8 protein-coding genes are annotated in these 15,157 nt (G+C 52.5%); 2 read left to right on the plus strand and 6 right to left on the minus strand.

Annotated elements, in window-relative coordinates; translation table 11 throughout:
- Nucleotides 1-5 precede the first annotated feature (5 nt).
- Complete coding sequence (locus HCZ99_RS05945) at nt 6-1,271, minus strand: SLC13 family permease (RefSeq protein WP_167446055.1); 1,266 nt, start codon at nt 1,269-1,271, stop codon at nt 6-8.
- Between the two features lie 577 nt (nt 1,272-1,848).
- Here HCZ99_RS05945 and HCZ99_RS05950 point away from each other — a divergent pair.
- Nucleotides 1,849-2,982, plus strand: a complete 1,134-nt coding sequence (locus HCZ99_RS05950) for a type III PLP-dependent enzyme (RefSeq protein ID WP_167446056.1) — start codon at nt 1,849-1,851, stop codon at nt 2,980-2,982.
- Between the two features lie 24 nt (nt 2,983-3,006).
- Nucleotides 3,007-3,513, plus strand: a complete 507-nt coding sequence (locus HCZ99_RS05955; RefSeq protein WP_167446057.1) for a GNAT family N-acetyltransferase — start codon at nt 3,007-3,009, stop codon at nt 3,511-3,513.
- A gap of 76 nt (nt 3,514-3,589) precedes the next feature.
- On the opposite strand, the gene HCZ99_RS05960 is transcribed toward HCZ99_RS05955, so the two are convergent.
- From HCZ99_RS05960 to HCZ99_RS05980, 5 genes are all read right to left on the minus strand, one after another.
- Nucleotides 3,590-10,168 carry a tandem-95 repeat protein gene (locus HCZ99_RS05960; protein WP_167446058.1) on the minus strand — a complete coding sequence of 2,193 codons (6,579 nt, stop codon included), beginning with the start codon at nt 10,166-10,168 and terminating at the stop codon, nt 3,590-3,592.
- A 315-nt stretch (nt 10,169-10,483) separates the two neighbouring features.
- Complete coding sequence (locus HCZ99_RS05965) at nt 10,484-12,049, minus strand: YbaY family lipoprotein (protein ID WP_167446059.1); 1,566 nt, start codon at nt 12,047-12,049, stop codon at nt 10,484-10,486.
- 105 nt (nt 12,050-12,154) lie between these two features.
- Nucleotides 12,155-13,246 (minus strand): ABC transporter ATP-binding protein, encoded by a 1,092-nt coding sequence (locus tag HCZ99_RS05970; RefSeq protein WP_167446060.1) that lies wholly within the window; start codon nt 13,244-13,246, stop codon nt 12,155-12,157.
- 1 nt (nt 13,247) lies between these two features.
- Nucleotides 13,248-14,312, minus strand: a complete 1,065-nt coding sequence (locus HCZ99_RS05975; protein ID WP_167446061.1) for a carbohydrate kinase family protein — start codon at nt 14,310-14,312, stop codon at nt 13,248-13,250.
- A complete protein-coding gene (locus tag HCZ99_RS05980) occupies nt 14,309-15,157 on the minus strand; it encodes a carbohydrate ABC transporter permease (RefSeq protein ID WP_167446062.1) in 849 nt (282 codons plus the stop codon). Before HCZ99_RS05980 ends, HCZ99_RS05975 begins: the two co-directional genes overlap by 4 nt.

Below are 15,157 nucleotides of genomic sequence, written 5' to 3' on the forward strand. Positions count from 1 at the left end.
AAAACTTACGAAATAAGCGTCATCCAGCCCAATGCCAGTCCCAGACTGATCACTGTAATCGGGATGCCAAGCCGGGCATAATCGGCAAATGAAATCACCGTTCCGGCTTTGTGGGCCTGTTCGACCGCGATAATATTGGCAACCGATCCGACGATCAGGAAATTGCCTGACAATGTGCTAAACACCGCCAAGCCATGCAACAGTGTTTCGCTCCATTCCGGGCCCAAAGACAGCAACATCATCACCAACGGCACATTGCCAATCGTGTTCGATCCCAAAAGCGACACGCCCGCCAACACCGCAGGATGATTGATCTGCACAGAAACCAAAACATCATGAAACAGCTTTGCCAGCACCTCATCCTGCGACATGGCGCCGGTTACAATAAACAACCCGACAAACAGCGCCAGTAAATGCCAGTCGACCCGGCCCAAAACCTGATCCGTGGTCAAACGGCGACTTAACAGCAGTACCGCCACCACCAAAAGCGACCAAAGTGCTCGGTCTTCGACAAAGATGAAAATGCCAATCACCGCAACGGTCGCGATCAGGGCCTTAATGAGAATCGGTTTATCAATCGTTGAGGCAGGCTCAGACGCGGATGTTAACGCTGACGCCGAGATTGATGCTGAGGCGGCAGCCCCGCCCTGCGCCATGTTCGTTACCACACCCGCCCGCATCATAGGGCTTTTGACGATCACGCCGTAAACCACGCCCAATGCGATGATGGCGGGCACACCGCACACCAAAAGGAACCCGGCGAAATCAAGATGGCCAAATTCGGCAATCATCAAATTCTGTGGATTGCCAATCAGGGTCGCGGCCGATCCGGCATTGGCCGCACAGGCCGCGGCAATCACAAACGGTTTTGGATCAAGTCCGCGCGCCAATACCCCGGAAATCAAAATCGGTGTCACCGCCCACACCACGACGTCATTGGTCATCACCGCCGACAGCACGCCACAAACCGCGATCACCCCGGCCAATAAACCACGCGGCCCGCCGCCAAGATGGGTGATGCGATGGCCAATCCAGTCAAAGAACCCGCTGGCGGCATATTGCGAGGACAACACCATCAAAGTCAGCAAAACCGAAAGGGTGGCAAAATCGATTGCCCCCAATGCACCGTCGCCGGTAATCGCCCCGCTGAGCAAAAGGGTTACGGCCCCAATCACGGCAATGCCGGTACGGTTAATCGCAAGCCCTGGCCAACGCCCCAGCGCCATGCCGATATACACCCCGATAAAGACGACTGCGATCAGCCAGTTCATGCAATTTTCCCTAAATGACCACGGCGATGCGCGCGGCTTTTGTTATGGCTACCGTGCGGATTTAAGCCGGTCAATTGGCTTTGCATTCATGCACAAATTGCAATGCCCCATACCAAAATACGTTGGGTCGGCGTGCGACGTGCCAAAACACGGCCATTCGAGCCACTTTTTGCGTTGCGGCATCGGTTCTTCGTCGATCCTGCGATTGTTTCATGACAAATCGGGTGAAAATTTCACTTGCGCAAAGGTTAGAACGGGCGTAAATCGCGACTTGCCCAAAGTCGCACGTGCCTGTGGTGGTCCCGCTCGGAGAACCCTGTAGGACTTACTTAAAGCAACGACGGTGTAGGGCTTTTTTGGTCTCAGGTGGCTGTCCAAATCCACCGACACTAAAGAGGCACACCATCATTGCCCACGTGCGGACGGGAAATCCCGATCCATAGCGAGGCAGACTTCGCAAGTTCCGGTAGGCACCGGAACTTATCAGCATGCAGGTAGTCCGCGTTTTGCGCCTCCACCGCGCCTTAACGCATCAGGTGTCTGCAGCTGCCATATTGTGGAATGGGAGAACGCCCCAATGGCAACGCAGCGTATTATTGATTTTTTGGCGCAGAACCGACCAGAAGGCCCGTGCCTTGTTGTCGATCTTGACGTTATTCAGCGCAATTACGAAACCTTTACCCGTGCCCTGCCTGACTCACGCATTTTCTATGCGGTCAAAGCAAACCCGGCACCCGAAGTTTTAAGCCTTCTTGCCAATCTTGGCAGCAATTTTGACACCGCGTCTGTCGCCGAAATCGAAATGGCGATGACCGCAGGTGCGTCGGCTGAACGCATTTCATTTGGTAATACCATCAAAAAAGAACGCGACATTGCACGCGCCTATCAACTGGGTGTGCGTCTGTTTGCAGTTGATTGCGTCGAAGAAGTCGAAAAAATCGCCCGCGTTGCCCCGGCATCGCGCGTGTTCTGCCGCATTCTGACCAATGGCGAAGGTGCCGAATGGCCGCTGTCGCGCAAATTTGGCTGCGCACCGGACATGGCGCTTGAGGTGCTTGAACATGCCCATCACATGGGCCTTGATGCGTATGGCGTATCGTTCCATGTCGGATCGCAGCAATGCAACCTTGATGCCTGGGACACCGCCCTTGCCGAAGCATCGATGATTTTCCGCACCTTGGCCGATAAGGGCATTGTTCTGCGCATGGTCAATATGGGGGGCGGATTCCCGACCCGCTATCTGCGCGACATCCCAAAAACCGAGGCCTATGGCACCGCGATTGTCGATGCCCTTCACACCCATTTTGGCAATCATATGCCCGAAACCATCATCGAACCGGGCCGTGGCATGGTTGGCGATGCGGGCGTGATCAAAGCCGAAGTGGTTCTGATTTCACGCAAACATGCCGATGATCCGGTGCGTTGGGTTTACCTTGATATCGGTAAATTCGGCGGCCTTGCCGAAACCATGGACGAAGCCATTCGCTATCCGATCACGACCATCCATGATGGTGGCGATGTTGCCCCGTGCGTTTTGGCCGGTCCGACCTGTGATTCCGCCGATGTGATGTATGAAAAGAAACCCTATGACTTGCCGATTGCCTTGACCATCGGTGACGAGGTCCTGATTGAGGCCACTGGCGCATACACCACCACCTATGCATCGGTTGCGTTTAACGGCTTTGCGCCGTTGGCGTCCTATATTATCTGACCCCTTTTTGGGAACGATAGGACAATGATCACGATTGATCGCGAAGGGCAGTTTGACCACGTCGCACGTGAAATGCTGCTGGATCGCGTCATGGGCCCGGCCCGTTTTACCAAATCGTCCGAAGTCCTCCGGCGCAATCGGCGCCCGGCGGATGGGCTGGCCTTTGTTGCCTTTGACGGCAACCACATGATCGGCACGGTTCGGTTATGGAATGTCACGGCGGGCAACGGAGGATCTGCGCTGTTGCTGGGGCCGCTTGCGGTTGAAAAAACCTATAACGGGTCGGGTGTTGGGGCCGGTTTGATGCATGCGGCGCTCAATGCGGCGCAAACGTCGGGCCACACATCCGTCCTTTTGGTCGGTGACCCGGATTATTACGCCCGGTTCGGCTTTACCGCCGATCCGGCCAACGGTCTTTTGATGCCCGGCCACTTTGACCGCCACCGGTTTCTTGGCATCAATATTGGCAATGGTGATGCCCTTACCGGCGCAACCGGCCTTTTGGTTGCCAGTGGTGCGATGGCCCATTAAGCCCCATCGCAATCACCCAAATCAAAAAGCCCCGTAGCAGTGCTGCGGGGCTTTTGTTTCTTGCATGTAATTTTGCCTAGCTTTGCCAATTCGACGCAATAACGACCTGAAGGTTGTTATAATCAGCACTCGTTTGATCAATGCTATCTGTGCTGACATCCTCTACACCAAACACAGACATGGCATCGACAAGCGATTGAACATTGCCGCCAGCCAAAGACGCCCCATTACCCAATTCAATATGATCAACTTGATGTTGACCTGTCCCATCAAACCAGTCGGCAACGGTCAGGCGATCATCAGATCCTAAAAGCTGAACAACAAGGTCATCATTTTCTTTGAACAGCCATATGTCTTCCGCCTCAAGACCGGACTTGATTTCGATAACATCGTCATGATCCGCATCAGTAATTTGATCTGCACCATCATCAACACCGAACACAAAAGTATCGGCACCCTCACCGCCAGAGAGCAAATCATCCCCGCCTGAGCCTGTCAAAGTATCCGACAAACCACCTCCAGAGATTACATCATTCCCCGAAGTCCCTTCCTCCGTCACACTCCCCTCTAAGGAGGCGTTCGCGATCCAATCGACGGACTGCTCTTCGCCCTCACTGGGAACAAACGTTACCTCGCCTATCGTAGTTCCTCCCAAAGCCAAGTAAGCATTCACGGTTATTGGTTTACTGATGTCAGAAACATATTCAGAAGTGTAAAGGATATTGCCATTCTGCTTGTAAACGACAGCCCCTGTTTCCAAACGTTCGACACTGAGAACATCCCCAAACTCATAGGCACCTACGATACGGTCAGGGATACCGTAATAGGTACCCTCATCTACAGCAGCAAGCTGGTTAAGCGGCGGGTTATGTAGAACTCTGAAACCGTAATTAAACATATCATTGGTTATCTCGGCGTCTGAAAAACCGATCATCATAGGCGAATCTGTAACAACGAAAGTTAAAGCACCTGCCCCATTAAAAGTCTGAGATGAAGATACAGTTTCCCACTCATCCACTACCGACGTCTTTGTCAGATCGCCCGTTACAATACCAACCGACACATCCATGATTGCCGTCTGGCTTAGTCCATGCTCATCGGTTACTCGATAGCTAAAGCTGTCTTCTCCGGCATAGCCCTCATTCGCCGTAAAGCTGTATGTGCCATCCGCATTAATCGTCACACTGCCATTCGCAGGGCCGTCGACAAGCTCAAAGTTCAGCCCGTCGCCATCAACGTCAAGCCCATGAAGCTTATGCTCAACCGTGCCTGCCTCAGACAGCACGATACGGCCCCCTTCAGCACTCGGACCATGGTAGCTCTCATCAACTGTGTAAGTCCCATCCGCAAAGACAAGCTCTTCAACGCCGCTGACTATATCTGAACCGTCATCGCCATCTGATGCATTAAGGTCACGTACCGTAAGAGAACCGTCGCCATTATCCTCAATCGCATAGTCGGATAGATTACCCGAAAAGACCGCTTGGTCATCACCATTCCCGCCAAGCAGAGTATCATTTCCTGCCCCACTTTTGAGGATGTCATCTCCCGCCCCTGCATTTAAGGTTGACGATCGAGTACCGGCTTCCAATACATCATTGCCTTGCGTTCCATCCAACACAGGAGTGCCAGACACGGTAACATTGGCGTCCGGCACCCAATTAATTTGAGAGGGCTCGCTATCTCCTATCGCTAGTGTCACATCGCCAACCGTCGCTCCTTCCTGATAAAAAGATGCATCGACAAATAGCGGCGCCTCGGTATCGGAAAGCACCTGGCTGGTATAGAATATTTCACCATTTTTGCTGTACGTGACATTACCGCTTTCGTTGCGACCAACCGAAAGAATATCCCCCGTTTCGTAGCGACCAACCGCGCCCACACCAAACCCATTCTCACAGACACGAAGTAAACCGTTCGGCAGAAGATAAAGTCCATATTCAATTGAGGTATAACTAGCATCGCCAACTGACGAAGACAGGCCGATGATGACATCACTATCCGTTTCTGTCGCAACGACACTTAGAATACCTGCGCCGACAAAGTTCTCAGTTGAAGACGCTCCTGCATTCCAAGCCGATCCGCCTCCGGTTTTAGTTAGAGTATCGCCGAGATCGCTATAATTCCCGACATCCACCGAGACCATACCTTCACGACTTAGCCCATGTTCGTCGGTCACCCGATAGGTGAAACTATCTTCCCCAACGTAACCTTCATTTGCAGTAAAGCTATATGTTCCATCTGCGTTTATCGTCACACTGCCGTTCGCAGGACCATCGACAAGCTCGAAGCTTAGCGCATCACCATCAACGTCAACACCGTGCAGCTTATGCTCAACGGTACCGGCTTTAGTAAGCACGATGCGACCTCCCGCAGCGGTAGGTCCGTGGTTGCTCTCGTCAACTGTGTAAGTCCCATCCGCAAAAACAAGCTCTTCAACACTGTTGACGACATCTGAACCGTCATCACCATCAGACGCGTTAAGGTCCCGAATTGTCAGAGAACCGTCGCCATTATCCTCAATCGCATAATCAGACAAAATACCGGAGAAAACAGCCTGATCATAACCTTCTCCACCGTCGATCATGTCATCTCCGCCGAGGCCTTTTAGAAGATCATCGCCCGAAGCACCTCTCAAAGTGTCCTCCAAAGCCGTTCCCTCGAGAACATCGTTGCCTTGGGTTCCGTCAATATCTGCATAGTCGGTTGAACTATCGTCACCCAGGGGATCGATAGCTACGTTGTCATCTGCCACCCAACTGACAGGTATTTCGGGACTGTCATCGACACTAAGTGTCACCTCACCAATCGTCGTGCCTGTATTATTGATTGAGACATCGGCGAAAAGTGGAATAGTTGGATCTGCAAGAACGGTACTGGTGTAAAAGACAGTACCATTCTTGCTGTACCTCACTATTCCCTCAGCATCGCGTTCAACAGAAAAAACATCGCCTGTCTGATAGTAACCTCCAAGCCCACCTAAATAGGCGCCGCTCTCGTATAAGTGCAGAACACCGTCCCCACCGGGATAAAGCGCGTATTCAATTGAGGCATAGCTCGAATCTTTAGCCGAAGAAGAAAGCCCAACCATTCGATTGGAGTCTGTCTCAGTAGCGACGAGATATAACGAACCAGCTCCGACAAAGCTTTCTGAAGAATATGCACCGGCATTCCAATCTGTACCGCCCGAAGTTCTGCGCAATTGACCTATCTGCCCGGCTCCGTCTGTCTGGAGAGCATCCCCCAAGTCAGCAATGATTGCGTCAATTCCATACACACCGATCCGGACCGACATCATAGCTTCTCGACTCAACCCATGTTCGTCGGTCACACGATAGGTAAAACTATCTTCCCCAACGTAACCTTCATTTGCAGTGAAGCTATATGTTCCATCCGCATTTATCGTCACACTGCCGTTCGCAGGACCATCGACAAGCTCGAAGCTCAGCGCATCACCATCAACGTCAATACCGTGAAGCTTATGCTCAACGGTACCGGCTGCAGAAAGAACGATACGACCACCATAAACATCTGGGCGATTGTCAACCTCGATGGAAGCGACCGCAGAAGATGTCCCTCCTTGGCCATCGCTGATCTCATAGGTAAAGCTGTCAGTACCGTTAAAACCTTCTGGTGCTTTATAGCTGAAACTGCCATCCGCGTTGACTTCTACTGTAACACCCTGTGCCGTAACGTAGGAGGATGACGTCACCGCTATCGCGTCACCATCAACATCACTGTCATTCGCCAAAAGATTGAATATGTTCGTGCCGTTGACCTCAACAACAAAGCTGTCATTCTCTGCAACCGGCGCATCGTTGACCGAGGCAATATCAATGGTGACAATGCCGCTATCTTCGAACTCCCCATCCGATGCCACAAAGCTAATTTCGACGTTATCACCATGGAAATCAGTTGCGGGCAAGAATGTCCAGCTGCCATCGCCGTTATCCATAATTACGCCAAATTGCGGATCGACCGAAACCGATGTAATGCTTAACGGGTCACCATCGACATCACTACTATTGCTCAAAAGCTCTTGGGCAGTGAATGTCCGGCTGGTATCTTCGTTAATCGACCCAAAATCGACATCGCCAACGACGGGCGCATCATTGGTCCCCTGAACTGTGACATCAAATGTGGACTGAGATACGCCACCGTGGCCATCACTAATGGTATAAGTGAAGCTTTCAACCACAATTTGCCCTGTTGAAAGCGCCTGTACCGCGGCACTGGCGTTATCAATTTGGTACACGTAGGTGCCATCGGAATTTAACAGAAGGCTGCCATATGTTCCGACGATCGCCTGCCCGATAAGCTGCGCTTCGCCGTTTACTGAAACAACCTGCAGCGTATCGCTATCGGCGTCCGTGTCATTATCAAGAACATTACCTGTCACCGGGGCTGTCGTGACATCTTCGGTGACTGTCACGACATCAGCTACGGCTGCTGGCGCATCGTTACGTCCCTCAATCGTTACAGTCGCAGATGCCCCAACAGAAACCCTGCTATCCGAAACCCAATAATCGACGTCAATGGTAACGCTCTCGCCATCGGCAAGATCATTAAACTGGCCAGGGTCTAAAACAAAAGCCCCCGTTTGAGGATCAATAGAATAATTCAGCGCACGGCCGTCAGATACGTTCACAACGACATTCTCAACACTCAATGCATCGCCATCAACATCTGATGCATTTGAAAGGAGATCGACTGTGACAGTCGCTTGGTCTTCGTCACCACCCGCAACAACAACGCCATTAATTACTGGCGCATCATTTGTACCCTTCAGTGTGACATCTACAGTTGTCGTCGTCACCCCGCCATGGCCATCATCAATGCTGACATCAAAACTCTCGACCACCGTTTCGCCTTCTGCAAGACTATCCAGTGCGCCGTCAGAAACGACATAGTTCCATTCTATGATGCCCGTGTTACCGCCTATCGAGTCCCGGACTAGCGTTGCTGTCAGAGCGCCCTTATAGCCAGAAGGCGAGGCAACCGAAACAGTGTGACTGTCACTCAGATCAAGATCAGAAAATTCGATAGTACCTTCTGCAGTATGTTCGGTCACTCCCTCGCTAAGATCGCCCTCGGCAAGTTCGCTTATGAAGGCGCCGGACGGCGACGCCGAAATCTCGGGCGCATCATTGGTCCCGGTCAGAGTAACATCAACAGTTGTTATCGCTACTCCACCATGACCGTCATCAATGCTGATTTCAAAGCTCTCCACCAGCGTTTCGCCTTTGGCAAGCTGCTCCAGTGCACCGTCAGAAACGCTATAGTTCCACTCAACAACGCCTGTATTACCGTCCGTCGCAGCTTGCGCAAGTGTTGCGGTCAGTACGCCCTTTTGGCCTGAAGGTGCGGTAACCGAAACAGTGTGATCATCACTCAGATCAAGATCAGAAAATTCGACGGTTCCATCTGCTGTGTGCTCTGTCGTTCCTTCAGCCGCATCACCATCGGCAAGCTCACTTATAACGGCACCTGGCGATGACACCAAAATCTCTGGCGCATCATTTTTACCAGTTATCGTAACGGTTACTTCTTTAGAGACCTCCGACCCTTCGTTATCGGCAAGGACCATCACATAGGTTTCTGTAATGCTTTCTCCTACCCCTAAATACTCAATCGCAGCATCATTTACGTAATACTGCCAAAGTGCAGTTCCACTTCCATCACCGTTTGCCGGATCTAAAACAAAAGCCGTAAATGTTCCCAGAGATGAAGCAGGCTCTATAACCGAAATGCTGTGGGAGTGCTCTATGACTGTATCAGAAAATGAAATCCCTCCATAAGCCCCATGTGTGTTTTGCGCTTCTCCTGGAGCTCCATCTACCAATTCGTTAATCGTTCCAACATCTACGCCAGCGCCCCAAGCCGCCGTCGCATCCCCGGCGCCAGTTAAAGTGATATCGACAGTTGTCGTCGTAACCCCACCATGGCCGTCATCAATACTGACTTCAAAGGTTTCGACCAGCGTTTCGCCTTCAGAAAGGTCATCCAGTGCACCGTCAGAAACGACATAGTTCCACTCAATGACACCGGTGCCGTTGGCGGCCAGCGTTGCTGTCAAAATACCCCTATGGTCAGAAGGCGTCTCAACCGACACAGTGTGATCGTCACTCAGATCAAGATCAGAGAATTCGACAGTCCCGCCAGCGGCATGCTCAGTCGCTCCCTCGCCCGCGTCGCCATCGGCAAGTTCGCTGATCATGGCGCCGGGCGACGAAACCACAATCTCTGGCGCATCGTTTTTCCCGGTTATTGTGACGGTGACCTCCTTGGATATCTCCGCGCCATTGTCATCGGTAAGAACCATCACATAAGTTTCGGTGATACTTTCTCCGGCCCCTAAATACTCAATCGCAGCGTCGTTAACGTGATATTGCCAAAGTGCACTTCCATTTCCATCACCGTTTGCCGGATCTAGAATAAAAGCGGTAAATGTTCCCAGAGATGAAGTCGGCTCAACAAACGAAAGGCTGTGCGAATGCTCCAGAACCGTATCATCAAATGAAATCACCCCAGCAGACGCATGAGTATTTTGTGTTTCCCCCGCGGCACCATCTGCGAGTTCGTTAATCTTACCGGTATCAGAACCAGCCCCCCAAACCGCAGTTGCATCGATGTTATCGTTCTGTTGATCTGCCATGACAGTCCCCCCTGAAGCGCCACTAATTTATGAATGCAAGTTGCAACACCCCAAACGGAAGCCGCTACCTATCTGAATTTAATGGACATTATTAATACGAACATTGCGAAGTATGTCACGCATTAAACAGCCATCGCACACTTTAAAGTTTAGTGATACATTTTGATAAAATTAAAAAGATAGCTATAATTAACAGTTTTCAACCAATTTTTTGCTTGTATTCAGACGGGTACAAACAAACGCTCCAGATCGCAAAAGCCCCGCAGCAGTGCTGCGGGGCTTTTGCGTTGTCATTGATGGGCGTCACAGCGTTCGCTAGCTTGTGCAGCGATTGTGCGACAACCACCCGATAAAGACGCCGTCTTTTTCAAGACGCTCGTGTTTAAAGCATTCACCGCTTGGATAGGCACCATTGGCCGGGGTGAAGCGAACGGTGTTTTCGCCCGGCAAAATGTTTGTCGTCGCCTCGACCATTTCGGTATGGGCTGTGCCCATGCCATCTGTCGGGGCAAGGCAATCATAGCGCCCGCCGGTGCCATTGATTGTGCGGACTTTGACCATGCCGTGATCGGTCGGCGCTGCTTTGAGGACAGATGTAAAATCACCGGTATTTTCCGCCAGACAGACCGTGATCGCAGGCCAGATATCATCAAAGTCCCGCGTCCAAACGTCGCCGTTTGCGACCTTTAGGTCCCCGGTTGTTACCAACGGAAAATCGCCCGGTGCCAAGGCCAGCGAAATTGGATCGGCTGATACCGCACACCGGGTCGAACCCATCGGGGTTTTCAAGGTGAGTTCTTGGCCTTTGCCACGCAAATCATATTGATCATTGGCGTATTGATAGCCCGATGCCGTGCGTTTTTGCTTTAACACCATCGGTTCGCGGCCCAAAAACTCGACAACAGCCGTATCGGCCTGCGCATCAAAGCGTACCGAAAACCGCCCCTTGTCTTCGCAAACAAAAACCTGCGGCCCGGCAAGGGGCATTGCGCTGTTTTCACTCAGCTTGGCGTCGATACGCGAAAGGGCCACCTTGCTTTGTGCCAGTGCGGCGCTGATTTCATGCTCGTCGGCTTCGCTCGGTTGGCCGTTGACGGTTTTGCTGCCTTCGGAAAAACGCCCCATGGCAAAATCAAGTTCAACCCGATAGCGCAGAACGTTTTGCGGCGATGTGCCACCAAAATTGGTGCGTTCAGCCTGTTCGACAAAGCGCAGAAGCTTGCCATTGCGATAATAGAATTTCACATCCGCCTTGCCATAGTCGCCAAGATCACGGTGTTCTTTGACAAAGACCGGCTCGTCATCGGTGGTGACATAGGCCTTGTATTTGACCTTGTTATCGCCGTCGCGATATTGGCCCGGAATCATGCGCAAATCGCCAAGGCGGCGTTCAATCGCCGCAACATCGCGGGACACGTCCGATCCATCGGATTTGCGTGCGCCATCGGACATCGGACGCGCCACGGGCTTGACCAGAATATCGACATTGCTTGGCGCATTTTTGGTAATGACCGGATAGGCCTGATCACTGCGAAAAACGCGATCGCCATTCTGATTGATAATCGATGCTTCGATCACATAGGTGTGGTTTGCCTCGATCTTGGCGGGATCATAAGGCAGGCTAAAGGACATTGGCGGGCTAGCGACCTGTGTTGTCAGGGACGCGATTACCGTTGCCGGTGCATCGGCGCGCGAAACATCCAAAATCCGTAAAACCAGATCGTTGCTGTCAGGTGCCAACGCAATGCGTTCGCGGTAGGTTACCGTGCCGGTAACCTTGGTCGTATTAGATTGCAGGATCGCACATCCCGCCATTAGCATAACCATGCCAATGGCGCAGATCGTCCGAACCGATCCCCATAGAGAAGAAAATCGTGTCATTAAGGCCCCGGTTTGCTCGTATTTTAAGGCGACGTTTATGGTACGTCTGTTGATCGTGCCGCCAAATATACCTGAAACCAAGGCCAAAAATAGGCAAAACCGCAATCAGATGGCGATCTTATTCATCCTTTTGCCGTCTTGGCCAAACAAATGCCATGCATTGGCATCCGCATTGGTCAAAGACAGCTGATCGCCAATCGATACCCGCACAATCCCGGCAAGCCGAACATTGATGTCAATCTGATCGGGCGCGCCGATGCCGCAATGAAGCTGCACAAAGGTATCTGAGCCCAAATGTTCAACCGACAGAACCGTGCCCGTAAGCGCCGCGTCCGCCGCGCTATCGCATAAAACCAGATGTTCGGGCCGTGCACCAACCGTCACCGATTGGTTTGGCGCACAGCCATCATCGATCAAAACCGCCTGCCCGGTCGGCATGATGACACGACCAGCATCATCGGTTTGCGCTGGCCAGAAGTTCATTTTCGGCGATCCGATAAAGCCCGCCACAAACTGATTTACCGGGGCCAAATACAAATCCAGTGGCGATCCAACCTGTTCGACAATGCCATCACGCAGAACGACGATCCGATCCGCCATGGTCATGGCTTCGACCTGATCATGGGTGACGTAAATCATGGTGGCGGACAATTGCCGGTGCAGGCGGGCCAGTTCCATGCGCATATCAACGCGAAGGGCGGCATCAAGGTTCGATAACGGTTCATCAAGCAAAATGATCTTGGGATCACGGGCCAAAGCCCGGCCAATCGCCACACGTTGGCGTTGCCCACCCGAAAGCTGTTTTGGGGTGCGATCAAACAGTGGCAAAAGCTGCAACACTTCGCCGATTTCGCGGATTTTGGTTGCGATATCGGCCTTTGACCATCCCGCCATTTTAAGGGGGAAACCAATATTTTCCGCCACCGTCATATGCGGATAAAGCGCATAGGATTGAAACACCATGGCAATATCGCGATCCGATGCTGGCAGGGGATCAACCCGCTTATCGCCGAGATGAATTTCACCGGCTGTGATTTCTTCAAGCCCGGAGATCATGCGCAACAGCGTTGATTTGCCACAGCCCGATGGCCCGACAAACACAACCAATTCGCCGTCTTCGACCTTAAGATCAACACCCTTGATGATGTTGGCCTCGCCAAATGCCTTGGTCACGTTAAACAAAGATACCGATGACATTTTAGCTGTTCTCCACTTGGTCGAAGGTTTGCGTATGCATTTGTACTGGCGTGTTTTTGCCACCGGCCAAGGTGGCGGCAACATCGGTGCGAAGATCGGAAAGTTCGGGATATCGGCGCGGTTGGCTTGCGATCGCCTTTCCGGCGACGTCAATTCCAGCCCGAAGGGCGTTTTCAAGATCGGCATTTTGTTGCAACGCCATCAAGAACCCGGCGTTAAAGCAATCGCCCGCCCCGACCGTATCGACAACATCCACATGTTCGGGCACCGGTACATGGGTGATTGCGCCATGGGAAAAGGCCGTCGCACCAGACGCACCGCGTTTAATCACAATGATCGCATCGTCATGCAGCTTGTCGGCAATCCTGGCCAATGCCCCATCGACATCACCGTCGAAATCGGCAACCGAAATGCCAAGAATGCCCGCGGCCTCTGCATCATTGATCAACAGCACATCCACATGTCCAAGCCAGCTTTCAAGATGGGCTTGGACCGCGTTGCTCCAGCCGCCGGTGGGCCATGCGGTATCAAGGGCGACAATCGCGCCAGCTTGGCGCAGTTCGGCCAGGATATCGGCGCAATCAGGCAAAAGACGCGGCATCAGGAAAGACCCAACCACCAGCGCAATCGCCCCATCAAGCTTAATCCCGCGCAGCATCGCGCGCACCATATCGGCATCAAAGACCGAGCTGTGGCCTTCGTTTGACAGGAAGGTACGTTCTTTGTCCGCATGGGTCATACCGATGGTAACGGAAGTAACGGTCTGGCTTCTGTGCCAGTGATCGGCCAAGGCACCGAACTGACCTTGCAGCCAATCGCCCATGGCATCATCACCGACATTGACCACCATATGCTGGTGCGCACCAAGCGCTTTAAGGGCGGCACCAAAATTGCCAAGGCCACCGCCCACCCGCATTTCATAATCGGGATAAACCGTTTCTGTGCCCGGATCGGGCCAATGGGTAACCGGGCCCATCAATTGATCGACATTGATCGTGCCAATCGAAATGATCGGGCGTTGCGGGTTGGGGCGCAGGCCGGATTTGAATTTCAACACGGTGCTCATCCCTTGACACTCCCGCTGGCAAGCCCGGAAACAAGGGTCTTTTGCATAAAGAACGCCAACACAACGGGCGGCACGGCGGCCAAAATACCGGCTGCTGAAATCAGGCCGTAATCGGCAACGCGTCCAGCCGCCAGATCGGCAATGGCAACGGTGATGGTTTTGGCCCGGATGTCATTGGTAAATAACAGGCCATAGAAAAACTCGTCCCACGCCAAAAGCACCGCCATCATGATCGCAGCCCCAAGCGCCGGACGGGCAATTGGCAAAATTACATACCAAATCGCCTGCAACCGGTTGGCGCCATCAATAATTGGCGCTTCGTCAAGGTCGCCGGGAATGGTGTCGAAGTTGCTTTTTAAAAGCCACGTCGTAAACGGCAACAGGATCGAACAATAAACAATGATCAGCGCGAAATGCGTGTTAAGCAATCCAAGCGCGCTCATCACCGTGTAAAGCGGCAAGACAATCGCGACCGGCGGCAACATAAAGATCGCAATCACCGCAAACAGCAGGTTCTTGCGCCGTGGGCCGGGCAAACGTGAAAAGCTGTAGGCCCCTGGGATGGCCGCCGCAATCGAAACGGCAGTCGCGGCAAAGGCAATGATGATGCTGTTGCGAATGCCATACAGGAAACTGGCCGACGGGCTGTTTTCGGCATAGACCAGCAGGCTTTTGTAATTCTCAAGTGTCGGCGCATCGGGCCACCATTGCAGCGGCAAGGTGGTCAGGTGGGTGGATGAACTGATGCTCATGATAAACAGCCACAAGACCGGCACGGCAATCACGAGTGCGAGCAAAGCCGCGCCCACATAAATAAAGATTTTCTTGGTCAGAGACGGCTGCAT

Origin of the sequence: Thalassospira lucentensis (assembly GCF_011806425.1) — a bacterium.
Classification (GTDB): Bacteria; Pseudomonadota; Alphaproteobacteria; order Rhodospirillales; family Thalassospiraceae; genus Thalassospira; species Thalassospira lucentensis_B.

Bases quoted from the DNA above. Each gene is read 5' to 3' on its own strand.
- HCZ99_RS05945 (WP_167446055.1), bottom strand. From the start codon at position 1,271: ATGAACTGGCTGATCGCAGTCGTCTTTATCGGGGTGTATATCGGCATG.
- HCZ99_RS05950 (WP_167446056.1), top strand. From the start codon at position 1,849: ATGGCAACGCAGCGTATTATTGATTTTTTGGCGCAGAACCGACCAGAA.
- HCZ99_RS05955 (WP_167446057.1), top strand. From the start codon at position 3,007: ATGATCACGATTGATCGCGAAGGGCAGTTTGACCACGTCGCACGTGAA.
- HCZ99_RS05960 (WP_167446058.1), bottom strand. From the start codon at position 10,168: ATGGCAGATCAACAGAACGATAACATCGATGCAACTGCGGTTTGGGGG.
- HCZ99_RS05965 (WP_167446059.1), bottom strand. From the start codon at position 12,049: ATGACACGATTTTCTTCTCTATGGGGATCGGTTCGGACGATCTGCGCC.
- HCZ99_RS05970 (WP_167446060.1), bottom strand. From the start codon at position 13,246: ATGTCATCGGTATCTTTGTTTAACGTGACCAAGGCATTTGGCGAGGCC.
- HCZ99_RS05975 (WP_167446061.1), bottom strand. From the start codon at position 14,312: ATGAGCACCGTGTTGAAATTCAAATCCGGCCTGCGCCCCAACCCGCAA.
- HCZ99_RS05980 (WP_167446062.1), bottom strand. From the start codon at position 15,157: ATGCAGCCGTCTCTGACCAAGAAAATCTTTATTTATGTGGGCGCGGCT.